Origin of the sequence: Paracoccus bogoriensis (assembly GCF_019431455.1) — a bacterium.
GTDB lineage: Bacteria > Pseudomonadota > Alphaproteobacteria > Rhodobacterales > Rhodobacteraceae > Paracoccus > Paracoccus bogoriensis.
In genome coordinates, this window is record NZ_JAHYSR010000002.1 from 137,006 (window position 1) to 153,728 (window position 16,723).

The 16,723-nt window shown below is 65.6% G+C and carries 15 protein-coding genes; 11 read left to right on the forward strand and 4 right to left on the reverse strand.

Going from position 1 to position 16,723, the window contains the following annotated elements; genetic code table 11:
* The first annotated feature begins 7 nt into the window (after nucleotides 1–7).
* The 6 genes from KY389_RS01675 to KY389_RS01700 all read left to right on the forward strand — a co-directional run bounded on the left by KY389_RS01675 (nucleotide 8) and on the right by KY389_RS01700 (nucleotide 6,309).
* The gene (locus tag KY389_RS01675) at nucleotides 8–1,411 is read left to right on the forward strand and encodes a hypothetical protein (RefSeq protein ID WP_219828986.1); all 1,404 of its coding nucleotides are present in this window, start codon (nucleotides 8–10) and stop codon (nucleotides 1,409–1,411) included.
* A 6-nt stretch (nucleotides 1,412–1,417) separates the two neighbouring features.
* Complete coding sequence (rfbC, locus tag KY389_RS01680) at nucleotides 1,418–1,975, forward strand: dTDP-4-dehydrorhamnose 3,5-epimerase (RefSeq protein WP_219828987.1); 558 nt, start codon at nucleotides 1,418–1,420, stop codon at nucleotides 1,973–1,975.
* Nucleotides 1,972–3,006: a dTDP-glucose 4,6-dehydratase gene (gene rfbB, locus KY389_RS01685; RefSeq protein WP_219828988.1), complete on the forward strand. Its 1,035-nt coding sequence runs from the start codon at nucleotides 1,972–1,974 to the stop codon at nucleotides 3,004–3,006. The genes rfbC and rfbB overlap by 4 nt, the downstream gene beginning before the upstream one ends.
* Complete coding sequence (rfbD, locus tag KY389_RS01690; protein ID WP_219828989.1) at nucleotides 3,006–3,854, forward strand: dTDP-4-dehydrorhamnose reductase; 849 nt, start codon at nucleotides 3,006–3,008, stop codon at nucleotides 3,852–3,854. The genes rfbB and rfbD overlap by 1 nt, the downstream gene beginning before the upstream one ends.
* A complete protein-coding gene (gene rfbA / locus KY389_RS01695; RefSeq protein WP_219828990.1) occupies nucleotides 3,851–4,723 on the forward strand; it encodes a glucose-1-phosphate thymidylyltransferase RfbA in 873 nt (290 codons plus the stop codon). Before rfbD ends, rfbA begins: the two co-directional genes overlap by 4 nt.
* Before the next feature lie 134 nt (nucleotides 4,724–4,857).
* A complete protein-coding gene (locus KY389_RS01700; protein ID WP_219828991.1) occupies nucleotides 4,858–6,309 on the forward strand; it encodes a hypothetical protein in 1,452 nt (483 codons plus the stop codon).
* Nucleotides 6,310–6,326: 17 nt separating this feature from the next.
* On the opposite strand, the gene KY389_RS01705 is transcribed toward KY389_RS01700, so the two are convergent.
* From KY389_RS01705 to KY389_RS01715, 3 genes are all read right to left on the reverse strand, one after another.
* Nucleotides 6,327–7,418, reverse strand: coding sequence for an FAD-binding oxidoreductase (locus KY389_RS01705; protein ID WP_219828992.1), 1,092 nt, complete (start codon nucleotides 7,416–7,418; stop codon nucleotides 6,327–6,329).
* Nucleotides 7,419–7,422: 4 nt separating this feature from the next.
* Complete coding sequence (locus tag KY389_RS01710; RefSeq protein ID WP_219828993.1) at nucleotides 7,423–8,658, reverse strand: aromatic ring-hydroxylating oxygenase subunit alpha; 1,236 nt, start codon at nucleotides 8,656–8,658, stop codon at nucleotides 7,423–7,425.
* Nucleotides 8,659–8,761: 103 nt separating this feature from the next.
* Nucleotides 8,762–9,517 (reverse strand): hypothetical protein, encoded by a 756-nt coding sequence (locus KY389_RS01715; RefSeq protein WP_219828994.1) that lies wholly within the window; start codon nucleotides 9,515–9,517, stop codon nucleotides 8,762–8,764.
* Between the two features lie 191 nt (nucleotides 9,518–9,708).
* On the opposite strand from KY389_RS01715, the gene KY389_RS01720 reads away from it, so the two are divergent.
* Nucleotides 9,709–11,859, forward strand: a complete 2,151-nt coding sequence (locus KY389_RS01720) for a malate synthase G (protein WP_219828995.1) — start codon at nucleotides 9,709–9,711, stop codon at nucleotides 11,857–11,859.
* A 125-nt stretch (nucleotides 11,860–11,984) separates the two neighbouring features.
* Nucleotides 11,985–13,160: a nucleotide sugar dehydrogenase gene (locus KY389_RS01725; protein WP_219828996.1), complete on the forward strand. Its 1,176-nt coding sequence runs from the start codon at nucleotides 11,985–11,987 to the stop codon at nucleotides 13,158–13,160.
* Nucleotides 13,161–13,166: 6 nt separating this feature from the next.
* On the opposite strand, the gene KY389_RS01730 is transcribed toward KY389_RS01725, so the two are convergent.
* Nucleotides 13,167–15,614 carry a pyrroloquinoline quinone-dependent dehydrogenase gene (locus tag KY389_RS01730; RefSeq protein WP_219828997.1) on the reverse strand — a complete coding sequence of 816 codons (2,448 nt, stop codon included), beginning with the start codon at nucleotides 15,612–15,614 and terminating at the stop codon, nucleotides 13,167–13,169.
* Nucleotides 15,615–15,792: 178 nt separating this feature from the next.
* Here KY389_RS01730 and KY389_RS01735 point away from each other — a divergent pair, with 178 nt between their 5' ends.
* From KY389_RS01735 to hspQ, 3 genes are all read left to right on the forward strand, one after another.
* Entirely contained in the window at nucleotides 15,793–15,960 is a 168-nt protein-coding gene (locus KY389_RS01735) for a hypothetical protein (RefSeq protein ID WP_219828998.1), read from the forward strand.
* A 76-nt stretch (nucleotides 15,961–16,036) separates the two neighbouring features.
* Entirely contained in the window at nucleotides 16,037–16,336 is a 300-nt protein-coding gene (locus KY389_RS01740; RefSeq protein ID WP_246587879.1) for a hypothetical protein, read from the forward strand.
* 39 nt (nucleotides 16,337–16,375) lie between these two features.
* Nucleotides 16,376–16,723, forward strand: coding sequence for a heat shock protein HspQ (hspQ, locus tag KY389_RS01745; protein ID WP_219828999.1), 348 nt, complete (start codon nucleotides 16,376–16,378; stop codon nucleotides 16,721–16,723).

Here is a 16,723-nt window from a genome sequence, read left to right on the forward strand (position 1 = left end):
GGACAAGATGACCTCTGCCGCCGCTGGCCGTATCCATTTCGTGGTCCTGTCGGACCGGACCGAGCCCTATGCGGGCAATGCCGCCGCACTTTGTACCGCTGCGCTGGCGGCCGGAGCCGACGAGGCGCTGCATTACAGCGCCGACCGATTGGAGGCCGATGGCTTCTGGCAGGCCCATCCTCATATCCCGCGGGACGCGCCGCGTCTGGGCTTTGGCGCCTGGCGGCCCTTTGTGATGCGGCGGATGCTGGAACGGGTCGCGCCCGATGATATGGTGATCCTGCATGATGCGGGAAGCCATGCGACGGACCGACTGCCCGCGATGCCTGCCCGCCTGCGCCTGCTGGCCGATCTGTGTGCGCGTGTTCCGCAGGGCATGATCCACGGCAGCGCGCTGGCCGCGACCCCGCAGGAAAGCCTGATCAAGCAGGATTGCCTGGTCCTGCTGGGTGCCGATTCGACCGAGGCGCGGCGCGCGGCTTTCGTCAGTTCCGGGATTCTGGTCTATCGGCCCGGTCGCGCGGCCTTTGCCTTTCTTGACGACTGGCAGTCGGCCTGCGCCGATCCGCGCCTGCTGACGGACGAGCCCGACCGCCACGGCGCGCCCAACCCGCAAATGCGCCGCCACGCGCAAGAGGAAGCCATCGCCTCGATCCTCGTCCATCGCCACGCCGTGCCGCATTTCGACCTGAAGGCCGCCGCGCCCGACCTGCTGGAGGCTGTCGGCAAGGCTCGCCGCCAACTTGCCGATCCCGAGACGCACCTGGCCTCGATCCTGTGGGTGCTGGAGCGGTCGGGCGGCTCGGTCGATGACGGCCTGCGCCTTCTGGCCTATCTGGACGGCCCCCGTCCCGCCCGGGCGGTGCCGAATATCGGCTACAAGCGTGCTCTGGATGGGGAATTGCGCCGTCTGGGCAATGGCTGGCGTGCGCGGATCGTGACCGCCCATCTGCGCCACGTCGTGTCCGGGAACCGCGTCCTGTCGGCGATGCTGCACGGTTTGAAGGACATGCCCGAATGGCGTGACGATTTCTGGCAGCGCGCGACCGCCCTTGCGAATCTGGCGCTGACCGATCTGCTCGTCTCGGGCGGGTCCGCCGATCTGGCCGGCATGAAGCGCCTGATCCGACAGGCGATCACTGGCACGCTTGACGACATGCCGCTGCTCTCCGACGAATTGCTGGGATCTTGCATCTGGGCGCGGCTGGACATGTCCGCCCGCGAGGTGGTCCGCAATGCGCAAGGCGCTCATACCAACGAGGAGCGCAAGACGGTCATGGCCGAATTCGTGGCCTGGCTCCGCGCGCGCGGCTTCCCGCAGGATGATTTGCTGGATGGCGGCGATCTGGACGAATTCACGAATCGGACGCGCCGTCTGCTGATGGATTGGCTGCTGCTGGACCATCTGTGAGGTGCCATGAGGATCGAGAAAACGCCTCTGCCCGGCGTTCTGGCGCTGACCCCCGCCCGGCACAGCGACGCGCGCGGCTTCTTTTCGGAAAGCTGGAACCGACGCCGCCTGGAAGAGGCCGGGCTGGATCTGCCGGATTTCGTCCAGGACAATCATTCGATCTCGCACGCGGCGGGCACGCTGCGCGGGCTGCACTACCAGGCGCCGCCTCATGCGCAGGGCAAGCTGGTGCGCTGCGGGCGGGGGCGCATTCTCGACGTGGCGGTCGATGCAAGGCGGGGCAGCGCCCATTACGGCCGATGGGTCGCGCGCGAACTCAGCTTCGAAAACGGGCTGCAATTGTGGATCCCGGCGGGCTTTCTGCACGGGTTCGTCACGTTGGAACCCGACAGCGAGATCATCTACAAATGCACGGCGCATTACGACGCCGCCAGCGACGGGGCGGTCCGGTGGGATTCGCTGGGCATCGACTGGGGCGTTACCGATCCGATCCTGTCCGACAAGGATCGCACCGCGCCCGCCTTTGCCGATTGGCGATCGCCCTTCGAGATGGAGGGCGCATGAAGATCCTTGTCACCGGCGGGGCAGGTTTCATCGGCTCGGCCGTGGTGCGGCTGGCGGTGGCGCGGGGCCATCAGGTCGTCAATCTGGACGCGCTGACCTATGCCGCGAACCTGGCCAATGTCGCCTCGGTCGCGGATCATCCGGCCTATGCCTTTGAACAGGCCGACATCCGCGACCGGCTTGCGCTGGACCGCATCCTGGCGCAGCACCGGCCCGACGCCATCATGCATCTGGCCGCCGAAAGCCATGTGGACCGGTCCATCGACGGGCCTGCCGCCTTCATCGACACCAACGTGACCGGCACCTTTCACCTGCTGGAGGCCGCGCGCGCCTATTGGCAGCAGACCCGGCCCGAAGGCTTCCGCCTGCACCATGTCTCGACCGACGAGGTCTTCGGATCTCTGCCCGCGATGGGGCGGTTCGACGAAACCTCGCCCTATGACCCGCGCAGCCCCTATGCCGCCAGCAAGGCCGCCAGCGACCATCTGGTGCGTGCCTGGGGGGAAACCTATGGCCTGCCGGTGGTCATCTCGAACTGTTCCAACAATTACGGGCCGTTCCACTTTCCCGAAAAGCTGGTGCCCGTGGTGATCCTGAATGCGCTGGCCGGGCGGCCGATCCCGGTCTATGGTGATGGCGCCCATATCCGCGACTGGCTTTATGTCGAGGATCACGCCGAGGCGCTGCTGGCCGTCCTGACGCGCGGTGCGGTCGGGCGCAGCTACGTGATCGGCGGCGAGGCCGAGGCCCGCAATCTGGATCTGGTGCGGATGATCTGCGCCCATATGGACCGGCTGAACCCCGCAGGCGCGCCCCATGACCGGCTGATCGCCTTTGTCGAGGATCGCCCCGGCCATGACCGGCGCTATGCCATCGACCCCGCGCGCATCCGGCGGGAACTGGGCTGGCGCCCCTCGGTCACGCTGGATCAGGGGCTGGGCCTGACCGTGGCCTGGTATCTCGACAACCGCGACTGGTGGGAGCCGCTGCTGGCGCGCAAGGGCGTCGGCCAGCGTTTGGGCCGCGCCTGATGCAGGGTCTTCTGGTCTTTGGCCGCAGCGGGCAGGTCGCGCGCGAGGTGGCGCGCCTTGCGCCACAGGCGCGGTTTCTGGGCCGCGATCAGGCCGACCTGACCGACCCCGATGCCTGCGCCCGCGCCATCAGAGGCGCGGCCGCTGTGCTGAACGCGGCCGCCTATACCGCCGTTGACCAGGCCGAGACCGAGCCGCAGACGGCCTATGCCGTCAACGCGCTGGCCCCCGGCGCGATGGCGCAGGCGGCGGCGGCCGAGGGCATTCCCTTCCTGCATCTGTCCTCCGATTACGTCTTTGACGGCAGCGGCGATCACGCGCGGGCCGAGGATGCGCCGACCGGGCCTCTGGGCGTCTATGGTGCCTCGAAGCTGGCGGGGGAACAGGCCGTCGCGCAGGCGGGCGGGCAATGGGCGGTGATACGGACCTCGTGGGTCTTCAGCGCGCAGGGCCGGAACTTTGTCAAGACGATGCTGCGTCTTGGCGCCGAGCGTGACGAAGTGTCGGTCGTGGGCGACCAGATCGGCGGGCCCACCCCGGCGGATGCGATCGCGGTCGCGGTCCTGCATATGCTGGCCCGAATGCGCGATGACCCGTCGAAGGGCGGGCTTTATCATTTCGCCGGTGATCCGCAGATCAGCTGGGCAGATTTTGCCGCGCGGATCATGGCGCGGGCGGGCATGGCCTGCCGCATCCGCCCCATCGCCAGCGCCGACTACCCGACGCCTGCGCGCCGTCCGCTGAATTCGCGGCTGGACTGCGCCGCCATCACGCGCGACTTTGGGCTGGCCCGGCCCGATTGGCGCGACGGGCTGGACCGGGTTCTGGCCGAATTGAGGGCGACATGACCGCACGCAAGGGGATCATTCTGGCCGGGGGTAGCGGCACCCGTCTCTACCCGATTACAATGGCCGTGTCCAAGCAGTTGCTGCCGCTTTATGACAAACCGATGATCTACTACCCGATCACGGTGCTGATGCTGGCGGGCATCCGCGAAATCGCGATCATCACCACCCCGCAGGACCAGCCGCAATTCCAGCGCCTGCTGGGCGATGGCAGCCAATGGGGGCTGCGTTTCGACTGGGTTGTGCAGCCCCGCCCCGAGGGGCTGGCGCAGGCCTATCTGCTGGCGGCGGATTTCCTGAATGGCGCGGCCTCGGCGATGGTCCTGGGCGACAACATCTTCTTTGGCCATGGCCTGCCTCCGCTGCTGCATCAGGCGGATGCGCGGCAAACGGGCGCGACGATCTTCTGTTACCGTGTCCGCGACCCGCAGCGTTACGGAGTCGTGCTGTTCGACGATCAGGACCGGCCGGCACGGCTGGTCGAAAAGCCTCGGACGGCGATCTCGCCCTGGGCCGTGACGGGGCTTTACTTCCTGGACGGAACCGCGCCCGAACGTGCGGCGCGGGTGACGCCCTCGGCCCGGGGCGAGTTGGAGATCACCGCCCTTCTGGACAGCTACCTGGCCGAGGATGCGCTGACCGTTCAGCGCATGGGGCGCGGCTTTGCCTGGCTGGATACCGGCACGCATGAAAGCCTGCTGGACGCGGGCAATTTCGTCCGCACGCTTGAGAACCGGCAGGGCCTTCAGACCGGCTGCCCTGAAGAGATCGCCTATGAAGCCGGCTGGATCTCGGCCGATGCCTTGCGCGCGCGGGCCGAATTGTTTCACAAGACCGAATATGGTGCCTATCTGTTGCGGCTGCTGGGCTGAGCGCCCGAGACACGTCTTTGCCCTGACGTGTAAAACTGAACGGACGGCCAGCTTGCAAAGCCTGCCCCGGCCGTGGAATCATCGGAATCCGAATGTATCCTCCCTGTTCAGGGGCCTTTTTCTCGGGATTTGTCATGCGTCGTGGTAAAAGCAGGATCAACAAGGCTCATTTTCTTGTCTATTCGAATGGCGTCGATCCCTTTGCCACCAACGCGCAGGATTACTGCGACGCGGCCCTGGCCGTCGGCTTCGACAGCGCCGAGCACGTGACCGAGGCGGCGCTGCGTCAGACCCCTTTCTGGGAGGAGAACCGCTTCATCCTCGAACAGCCACGCGGCGCAGGTTATTGGCTGTGGAAGCCGTGGATCATCCTGCAGAAGCTGCGCGAATGTGGGCCCGACGACATCGTGATCTACAACGATGCCGGGCGCTACGCAAAAGGCACCTTCCGGCAGTTCCCGGCCTTTCCCCATACGGCGGTCGAGCTGTGCGCGATGACACCGAACCGCTTCATCCACGGCTTCATCGGCGCCTGGCAGGTGCAGGGAGAGTTTACCAAGCGCGATGCCTTCATCCTGATGGACGCCGACACGGACGAGATGCGCCGCGCCGCACAGGTCTGTGCGGGGCCTCTGCTGTTCATGCCCTCGGATGCCAGTTTCGCCTTTCTGGAAAAATGGCTTGCGTTCTGCCGCGATCCGCGTGTGCTGACCGACCAGCCCGACGAACTGGCCCCGACCCATGCGCAGTTCCGCGACCACCGGCACGACCAGTCGGTCGGTTCGATCCTGGCGCATCAGATGGGCGCGCATTACTTCGACTTTTCCGAGTCGGGCGCCGTCAACGCCTCTGAGGATGTGCGCCAGCGCAACCGGCACGTGCCGCGGCTGCATACCCATATCGGCTATGTCTCGTTGATCGCGGCGCGCGCCTTGCCGGACGATTTCCTTGTCCGGGACGACGCCGACATCCTTGAGGCGCGGCCGCTCTTGCGGAATCTCGTGCCTGGCGAGCCCCTGCCGCTGCATGCGGAAAAGACACCTGATTCCGTTCTTGTCCAACAGATCCTCTCCGCTCTGGCCACGCCCGGCGAACGCCTTGGCCCTGATCACCTGCGCTATCTGATCGGCGATAATCGCATCACCAGTTCGCGGGCGCATATCCTGCAGAAACTGGGCCATGATCTGACCGATTTCTGGAAGGCCGCGCTGGACAGCTTCGGTGCCGCAGTCGAAGCGCAGAGAACCGCCGCCGAAAGCCTCAGCCTGACGGATGCGCGCCGGCTTGCTGTGAAGGCCTTCCGCCACGCCGAACAAGGCGTGCCGCAATGGCGCAAGGATGTCATGACCGGCTTCGTCTGGTCCATGCTGGATGACGACGCGCGCAAGATCTTCAAATCCACCCACAAGGGGCTCAAGACCGCGCGGGGCGTGGATGCGATGTTCCGCTTCGTCGAACATCTGGAGCGGACCGATCTGCTGTCGCTTGAGACCGAGCTGGCGGGCGATGACCGCAAGCTGCGGCCTGCCATTTCTCAGCAGATGATGGCCTGGATCCTTCAGCCCGCCGCTGCGAAGGCAGGCTGAGGCAGGCGCGGCTGGGGTCAGACCTCGACCACGACCCGGCCAAGCGGGTTCGAGCAGCAGGCCAGGATCCAGCCCTCGGCGATATCCTCGTCGCTGATGCCGCCGTTATGGACCATATGCACCTCGCCCGCAGTCTTGCGGATCTTGCAGGTGCCGCAAAGCCCGAAGGTGCAGCCCGAGGGGATGTTCAGCCCCGCGCGCCGGGCCACGGCCAGAACGGTGTCGGTCTCCGCACAGGCTGCCGTGACGCCGCTGGCCGCGAACACGACTTGGGCACGCGATTCCCCGTCGGGGGCGATATCCTCGATCACCGGAGCCTCGGCCTCGGACGCGACAGGGGTGCCGAAACTTTCCTGGTGATACCGCTCCATGTCATAGCCAAGCGAGACCAGCATCTCGCGCACCGCCTGCATGAAGGGTTCCGGGCCGCAGCAGAAGACTTCGCGGTCCAGATAATCGGGCGCCATCAGGCCCAGCATGATCTGCGACAGGCGGCCCTGATAGCCATGCCAGGTCTTGAAGGGCTCTGGTTTCTCGACGGTGAAGCGCAATTGCAGCCCCGGCACGCGCGCGGCGAATTGCTCAAGCCGCTCGCGGAAGATGATGTCCGATGGTGTGCGCGCGGCATGGACGAACACGATGTCGGTGTCTTGCGCCTGATCCCAGGACCAGGTTGTCATCGACATCATCGGGGTGATCCCCGATCCGGCCGAGATGAACAGGTATTTCCGGGCCGGATGGCGATGGAAGCTGAAGATCCCCGCCGGTCCGAAGGCCTTGATCCGCATACCGGGCTTCAGGTGGTCCAGCATCCAGCGCGTTCCGATCGAGTTCGCCTGCGCCTTCACCGTCACCGAAATCGACAGTGGCCGCGAGGGGGACGAACTGATCGTATAGGTCCGTTGCACGTTCCCGGCCGGCCCCTTGGCGGGATCGACGGGCAGGTCCAGCGTGATGAACTGACCCGGCTGATAGTCGAACCACGCGCCCGAGGGCGCGCGAAAGATGAAGGTCGCGGTGTCGCGGGTTTCCGGGACTACCATGACGCATTCCAGCGGCTCGTCATCCGACCAGGGCTCGACGGCCCAGTTCAGGCGGGGTTTGGGCATAGGATCACTCGGCCGCAACGCGGTTCGGGGTCAGGCGGTCGGCCATCGTCTGGCAATACCAATCGACGAATTGCAGAACGCCTTCTTCCTGGCGCGGCGAATAGGGGCCGGGCTCGTAGGCGGGCGACAGGATACCGGCCTGATTTTCCTCGACCACCTGCCGATCTTCGTCATTGGTGTGCATCCAGACATGGGTGAGGTTCCCAAGGTCGTAATCCTTTCCCTCGACCGCATCGGGATGGACCAGCCACCAGGTCGTGACCTGCGTCTCGGTCGGGCTGACCGGCAGGACGCGAAAGACGATCGAGTGATCGGCCAGAAAGTGATTCCATGTGTTCGGGTAGTGGAAGAACAACAGGCTGCCCGCATCGTCGAAGGGCATCTTGCCCAGACGGCGCGACACGGCCTTCTTGCCGTCCAGCGTATAGCTTTCGGCGTGGTTCAACAGTGGAATCCGCGCCAGACGCCATTGCATCCGCGGATGGTTCACAAAGCGCGAGGGCAGGCCGGCGGACTCGCAGCGTTCCCAATGGGCCAGAATCTCGGGGCTGGCGGCGTGGGGGCCCTCCATGGCGGTCATCGAGGGATCGTCGGAATAGGTGCGGCACAGCGAGGGGTGGCTGCCGCTGCAATGATAGCATTCGCGATTGTTCTCGATGACCAGCTTCCAGTTGCCCTTCTCGATGATGGTCGAGACCTGGGCGACCTTGGTATTGGCCAGATCGGTCGGTGCCAGATAGCGCATCAACTGCGGCGCCAGATCGTTGATCGCGGGGGGCACCTTGGCCAGGCAGATGAACACCATCCCGCCCAGATCGACACAATGCACGGTTTTCAGGCCGTATTTCGTGGCATCGAAGCCCTCGCCCATGTCGCGGGCGTAAAGCAGCCTGCCGTCCAGATCGTAGGTCCATTGGTGATAGGGGCAGACCAGTTTGGGGTTGGTGCCGCTGGCCTTGGAACACAGCCGCTGGCCGCGATGGCGGCAGACATTGTGAAAGGCCCGGATGCGGCCATCGGCCCCGCGCGTCAGGATCACCGGGTAATCGCCCACCTGCATGGTCATGTAGCTGCCAGTTCTTGGCAGGGCCGAGGCCGGGCCCGCGAACAGCCATTCGCGATACCAGATCTGTTCCAGATCATCGCGGAAGGCCTGTTCACCGCAATAAAGGTCGCGTGGCAGGGAATGGCCAGGCAGGCGGGCGGCGATCAGCTCGGCGGTCAAGGGGATGGTGTTCATGGCGCGGCTCTGGTCCTGCGGCGGGATTTGTCCAAGTGCAGATTAGCGCCTTGGTGCAAGAGGACCGGACGATTTGCGACATTCAGCCTGCGGAAACAGACATTCAGGACATCGGCTTGCGCCGAAGCAGCCCCTTTTTGACCAGATGCCCGTGATGCAGGCCTGAATGAGGGCTACGCTCGCCGATCAGAGCGGCGAGCTCGGCCATCATCGCGGGGGGCTTCCGGCGGTTTACCGTATCGAACAGCGAGGTCGGGCGCAGGTCGTCGGTCATCAGGCTTCGCATCCAGTCCCGTTCGTGCGGCGAAACCCACAGCCAGCGCCCGGCCTTGGCGTGCAGCCGCGCGTGGCGCAAATCGACGAAACCCGCCGCATTCTCGATCTGGTCCAGCCGGGGCAGGTTGCGCCCCAACTGGCAGGTCGTGCCGGTGCCAAGAACATCGACCTTCATCAGATGCGGCGATCGTTTCCAGAACATGATCGTCTTCCAGCCCATCTGGCCCAGCTTCCCGCGTTCTTGCCAGGCATTGCCCAGATGGCCGATCACGCTTGTTTCGGGGTCCAGACGCTCCATCTGGGCCAACGTCGCCGCGACGTAATCGGGCGGATAGGCGATGTCGTCATCGACGGTGAAGACCCAGTCATCGGGGTCAGGCTCAAAGGCGAACTTGCCCGCATCCTTCAGATCGCGCGGTGGGATCATCGCCTCGATCTTCGGCTCGTCCGCGATCCAGCCGGGGACCGAATCGAACTGGTTCAGGCACAGGAAAAGCCGGTCCACCTGCGGCAGAAGCGAGGCTACGGCCTGGCGGACGACCGCGCTGCGGGGTGGAAAACTCGCCATATGCGCGCGGATCATCGCTCATTCTCCGGTCTGGTTGCTGCTGAATATCACGACAGCGCAAGGCTGCGACGGTTTTCTGCGCGGCCGACCGCGCCTGCCGGAGCAGCGCGATTTTTCCATTTATGGAAAAATATTCCGTCTGTCTTGGCAGAAGGCCGCTTCTATCGTAAGCCATGCGGCAAGACATCACCTGCAAGGAGGAAGGCATGGCACGCGTTACCCGTCATGGGCTGGAGGTCGATCAGGATTTCGCCCGCTTCGTCGAAGATCAGGTGCTGCCGGGCACGGATGTCCAGGCCGATGCCTTCTGGCAGGGCTACGCGGCTCTGCTGGACGGCTTCATGGCTGAAAACCGCGCCTTGCTGGACCGCCGGGTCGAGTTGCAGGCCCGGATCGACGCCTGGCACAAGGCGCGCGGCAATCAGCCTTGGGACGCGGCCGCCTATCGGGCCTTTCTGACCGAGATCGGCTATCTTGTCCCCGAACCCGCGCCCTTCACGATCGAGAACGGCGCCGTCGATCCCGAAATCGCCAGTCTTGCCGGTCCGCAGCTTGTCGTGCCGGTCAGCAATGCCCGTTTCGCGCTGAATGCGGCGAATGCGCGGTGGGGCTCGCTCTATGACGCGATGTATGGCTCGGACGTGATGGGGCCGCCTCTGGCGCCAGGCGGGATCGACCCCGCACGCCGCGATGCGGTCGTGGCCAGGGCGGCCGCCTTCCTGGATCAGGCCCTGCCGCTGGCCTCGGGCAGCCATGCCGAGGTCACGGCCTATGATGCTGACGGACAGGGGCTGGCGGCGACCATCGCGGGCCAGGTTGTGCGTCTGGCCGATCCGGCGGCCTATATCGGCATCCGGCGCGAGGGCGGCGACACGGCCTATGTGCTGCGCCATCACGGGTTGCATGTGGAACTGGTCGTGAACCCGGACCATCCGATCGGCGCGGCCAGCGCAAGTGGCCTGCGCGACGTGGTGCTGGAGGCCGCGCTGACCGCCATCCAGGATTGCGAGGATAGTGTCGCAGCCGTCGATGCCCAGGACAAGATCGGCGTCTATGCCAACTGGCTGGGCCTGATGAAGGGCGACCTGGTCGAAAGTTTCGAGAAAGGCGGCAAGATGATGACCCGCCGGCTGGCCGGCGACCGCCAGATCACCCGGCCCGATGGCAGCATCCTGACCTTGCCAGGCCGCGCTTTGCTGCTGGTCCGCAATGTCGGCCATCTCATGACGACCGACGCGGTTCTGAAGGACGGCGCCGAGACGCCCGAAGGGTTGATGGACGCGATGGTGACTGTCGCTTGCGCCCTGCACGACCTGAAGCGCGGCGACCGCCCCGGCAACAGCCGCGTGGGTTCGGTCTATGTGGTCAAGCCCAAGATGCACGGCCCTGACGAGGCCGCCTTTGCAGACCGCGTCTTTACCCATGTGGAACAGGTGCTTGGTCTGCCCGCCAACACCGTGAAGCTGGGCCTGATGGACGAGGAACGCCGCACCAGCGCGAACCTTGCCGCCTGTATCCACGCGATCCGCAACCGCATCGTCTTCATCAACACGGGCTTCCTGGACCGCACCGGCGACGAGATCCACACCTCGATGCAGGCCGGTGCCTTCGTCGGGCGCGCCGCCATGAAGGCCTCGACCTGGCTTCAGGCCTACGAGGATCGCAATGTCCTGATCGGCCTGGCCGCCGGGATGAAAGGCCGCGCCCAGATCGGCAAGGGGATGTGGGCCAAGCCCGACGCCCTGGCCGAGATGCTGGAGGTCAAGATCGGCCATCCGCAATCGGGCGCCTCGACCGCCTGGGTGCCCAGCCCCACGGCCGCCACGCTTCATGCCATGCATTACCACATGGTCGATGTCGCCGCGCGACAGGCGGAACTGGCGGGCAAGGCGCTGCCCGATCTGGACCTGCTGCTGACGCCCGCCCTCGCCTCTGAGCCGCTGACGCGCGACGAGATCCTGCGCGAACTGGACAACAGCGCGCAGGGCATCCTGGGCTATGTGGTGCGCTGGGTCGATCAGGGAATCGGTTGCTCGAAAGTGCCCGATATCGACGACGTGCCGCTGATGGAGGATCGCGCGACCTGCCGGATCAGCGCGCAATACCTGGCCAACTGGCTGGAACACGGCCTGATCACCCGCGACCAGGTCGAGGATGCGCTGCGCCGCATGGCCGTCAAGGTCGATGCCCAGAATGCAGGCGATCCGGCCTATCGCCCGATGGCACCAGGCTTCGACGGGCCCGCCTTCAAGGCTGCGCGCGATCTGATCCTGACCGGGACCGAACAGCCCTCGGGCTATACCGAACCCACGCTCCATGCCCGCCGCAAGGAAGCCAAGGCGCTGGCGCGGGCCTGACGGCCGCAGGGCAGGACGCCTTGGCGCCTTGTCGCAATTCGGTTTTTCGGCGTTTTCATCCGCGCGCGCAGAGGCCATAAGGCATCGGGGCCGCGGCGCCCCGTGCCAGAGATCAGGGAAAGCGCATGTCGCAGAAAATCATCGCCGTTGCCGGGATCGGCTATGTCGGGCTGTCCAATGCCGTGCTGTTGGCGCGCCACCATAGGGTGCGCGCCATCGACATCGACCCGCGCCGCTGCGAGATGCTGAACGCCCGCCAATGCCCCATCGTCGATGCGGAAATGGCCCGCTATCTGGCCGAGGAGAACCTGGACCTGATCGCCACGACCGACCCGGCCACCGCCTATGAGGGCGCGGATTTCGTCATTGTCGCAACGCCCACCGACTATGACCCGGTCACGAATTTCTTTGATACCTCCAGTGTCGAGACGGTAATCCGCAGCGTCATGCAGCACGCCCCCCAGGCCGTGATCGTGGTCAAATCCACGGTGCCGGTGGGCTTCACGCTGGACGTTACGCGCAGGCTCGGCTGCGATCAGGTGATCTTCAGCCCGGAATTCCTGCGCGAGGGCCGGGCGCTGCACGACAACCTGCATCCCTCGCGCATCGTCGTGGGCGAGAACAGCCCCCGCGGGCAGGCCTTTGCCCAGCTTCTGGCCGATGCGGCGCTGGACCGCGACGTGCCGGTCCTGCTGACCGGTCCGACCGAGGCCGAAGCGATCAAGCTCTTCGCCAACACCTATCTTGCGTTGCGCGTGGCCTATTTCAACGAGCTGGACAGCTATGCCCTGACGCATGGTCTGGACAGCCGCCAGATCATCGAAGGGGTCGGTCTCGATCCGCGCATCGGCAATCACTACAACAATCCATCCTTTGGCTACGGCGGCTATTGCCTGCCCAAGGATAGCAAGCAGCTGCTGGCCAATTACCGCGACGTGCCGCAAAACCTGATCGCCGCGGTGGTCGAAGCGAACCGCACACGCAAGGATGTCATCGCCGATGACATCCTGTCGCGCAAACCCGGCATCGTCGGCATCCACCGGCTGGTGATGAAATCCGGCTCGGACAATTTCCGCCACAGCGCAGTGCAGGGCATCATGAAACGGCTCAAGGCCAAGGGCGTCGAGGTGATCGTCTATGAGCCCGCCCTGGCCGAGGACCGCTTTTTCGGCTCGCGCGTGGTGCGCGACCTGGAAGCCTTTCGGCAAGAGGCGGATCTTATCGTCGCGAACCGCCTCTCGGCCGAACTGGAAAGCGTGCGCGCCAAGGTCTATACGCGCGATCTTTTCGGGGCCGACTGAGCCAGCCTAATCTTCCAGAGCGAAAGCGACGACGTAATCGCCCGTGTCGGTCATCAGACGCTGATGGCCCGTGGCGGTGATGACGACATATTGCCGCCCGTCGATCTCGTAGCTCATGGGCGAGGCCTGCCCGCCTGCGGGCAGCCGCCCCTGCCACAACAGGCGACCGGTTTCGGTCTCGTAGGCGCGCAGCCAGTTGTCCTGCGCGGCGGCGATGAAGGTCAGTCCGGTCGCCGTGACCAGCGGTCCGCCGATATTCGCCGTGCCGATGGGCAGCTTCAGAAAGGTCGGCAGCGCCAGCGGACCCGTGTCGAACCCGGTGCCAAGGGGCTTCTGCCAGATGATGTCACCGCTATCCAGATCGGTGGCCACGATGAAACCCCAGGGCGGCGCGATGCATGGCACGTCCAGCACCGACAGCCAGATCGGGCGGTCCACCCCATAGGGCGAGAAGAAATGCGGCGCCACGTCCTGATCGGGGCGGGCGCCGCCCATCCCGACGGGCAGGTCCGCGACCTGCTCGCGCGGCACCATCACGACCTTGTTCGGCAGCCGCGAGTGATTCGAGATCACGATGTTGCGGTCGCGGTCCAAGCCGATCCCGCCCCAGTTCGGGCCGCCGATCGTGCCGGGAAACAGCAACATTCCGCCAGGATCGTCGGTGGGCGGGGTATAGATACCCTCGTATCTCATGCGCTGGAACTCCAGCCGGCACATGGCTGCATCCAGCGGCGTCAAGCCAAAGGCGTGGCGGGCATCCAACCTTTCGGGGTCGGGACCGGGCAGACCCGCGAGATTGGGGTAATGCACCGATTGCGGCTGTGTCTCGTTGACCCAGTCCCCGGGCAGGGCGCCCTGCGGCGCGGGTGTCATGCGGATATCGGTCAGCGGCTCGCCCGTCGCCGCGTCAAAAACGAACAGAGAGCCGGTCTTGGTGGCCTGAAGCACTGCGCGCCTTGTCTGCCCGGCCACGGTCACATCGCCCACAACCGGCTGCGCGCCGATGTCGTAATCCCACAGGTCGTGAATGACGGTGGCGAAATCCCAGACCGTCTCGCCGGTTTCCAGGTCAATGGCGACAACAGCGGCGGTAAAGCGGTCCTCTTCCTCGGTTCGGGTGCCGCCCCAATGGTCGTTCGCCGAATTGCCTGTGCCGACATAGACCAGCCCGGCCTGCGGATCGCCCGAGATGATGTTCCACACATTCGGCGTGCCGCGGGGATAGACTTCTCCCTCGGCCAAGGGCTCTTGCGCCCGTCCCTGCCGCAGCGCGTCCCACGCCCAGAGCAGATCGCCCGTCGCCGCGTCGTAGGCCCGGACCACCCCGGATGGCGCGTCGCGACGCTGATTGTCGCTGACCTGCTGGCCCACGATCAGCGCGTCGCCAACCAGCGCCGGACCCGAAGTGGACGAGGCCAGCCCGGTTTCCTGGATTCCCATGCCAAGCGTCAGATCGACGATGCCATTCTGACCGAAATCCTCGCAAACCGCGCCGCTGACCGCGTCCAGCCCGTAAAGACGGCCATCCACGGTTGCGACATGCACCCGTGCGGAACACTCGCCCGTCGCATCCGGCAGGGCGTAATGCGCGACCGTCCGGCAGGCCGCCGAGAACAGCGATTCCATGTGCCTTGGATCGACGCCGGGATCAAAGCGCCACAGAACCTGCCCCGTCGCCGGGTCCAGCGCCAGAACCTGATTGCTGGGTGTGCAGGTGAACAGCCGTCCGTCCACCAGGATCGGCGTGTTCTGCGCCGAGTAATAGACCCGGTCGTTCGGCGGCAGATCACCCGTCTGCACGCGCCAGACCTCGGTCAGCCGGGCGACGTTCTGCGGCGTGATCTGGCTGGCTGGCGTAAAGGCCTGTCCATGCGCACTGCCCGCATGGGCAGACCAGTCCGAAGGCCCGTTCAGGCCTTCGGGGACCGGACGCGGCTGGATCCGGGCCAGATCCGAGGGCTGTGTCGTGCGTTCCCAGTAGATCGCGATCAGTCCGATGGCGACAAGACCGGCCGCAGCGGTCGCCCCGGCCGTCATTCGCAACAGGCCCGGCGCACGCAGGGGGCGCGGCGTGCCGGCTGCCGCGACCAGAGCCGACAGAAAGAAGAGGGCCGCAATGACCCCGACCCGCGCGCCGAAATCCGCGCCCCAGCCCGGCAGAAAGCCCTTGCCCCAGATTTCCCAGATGGACCACAGCATCGTGACCAGCAGGAGGCAGGCCTGAAGCGGCACCGAAAGCCGGGTCAGCCCGCCGATCTGCGCCAGGCCCGCCAGAGACATCGTCAGTCCCGCCAGCAGATAATACCAACTGCCTCCCTCCCACACGAGAAGCGCCCCGAACCATGCGGTGGCCGCGCCCAAGGCAAGAAGCGACAGCCCCAGAAGGGCCAGCACGATACGCGCCCACAGGTGAAGGGGCGGAAGGACTGCGGCGGTGCGGTTGGTCTGGGGCATGGGGCCTCGGGCTTCACGGCGTTGTGCATGAATGTGTATCGGATGGGGAAACGCGCCCTGATCCAAGGGGTTCCGGCGCGCCTTGCCGTGGCGTGCGAAAAGCGTCGGGTGGTCGCGTCGCAACCCGCGACGGCGCCGTTGATTTAAGTTAAGATGGTCGCTGCAGGGCGAGGATGCGATGACAGCAGGCGTTGACGAGACGGACAAACGGGTGGACGAGGCCATCAAGGCGCTGCGCGATGGCGTCCAGGCCGAGCCCCTGACCCCGCGCGGCCGCGCGCTGGCCGAGGCGCTGGCGCGCAAGCTGGCTGCTCACACCCCCCAGACCGACAGGGAGACAGGCTGAGGGAGTGCGCTTTCCCGGCGCCGTCCTCGACCTGACCAAAACACCTCGACCCGACCAAAGCAACGGGAGTGCTGCTATGAACAACGGATCCGAACGCCTTGACCAGATCGAGGGGCGCCTTCTGGCGCAACGGCGGTTGTTGGCGCAGATCCTGATGACGATGACCGAGGCGCAGCGCAGACAGATGCTTGACTGGCTGGATGCGCGCTCGGTCATGCGCGACGGGCAGGAAGATCCCGGCGTGGTCCCTGCCGATGGCATGGCCGAGGCCATGGCCCTGGCCGAGGAATACCGCGCGATCGCCGAGCTTGTCGCGCCGCTGCCTCGTGCGATGTCGCCCCGCCCCCCGGTGGACAGTCTCGCGCCGAGGGATTAGAAAGTCTCGCATCATTTCAGCAGGGACAGGCCCGCAAGCATGACGACGCAGCATCTTCACGGACAAGGCCGGATCGCGAAATTCGCCCTGGGCCAGGTTGTCCGGCATCGCGAGCGCCCCTTCCGCGGCGTCATTTTCGATGTCGATCCCCACTTCGCCAATACCGAGGAATGGTACGAATCGATCCCCGAAGAGTCGCGGCCCGACAAGGATCAGCCCTTCTATCATCTGTATGCCGAGACAGAGGCGACCTATTATGTCGCCTATGTGTCCGAGCAGAACCTGGAGCCCGACACGTCGGGCGAGCCGATCGACCATCCCGAACTGGCTGATCTGTTCGGCGATTTCGAGGATGGCCGCTATTCCCTGATGGCGCCAATCAACTGA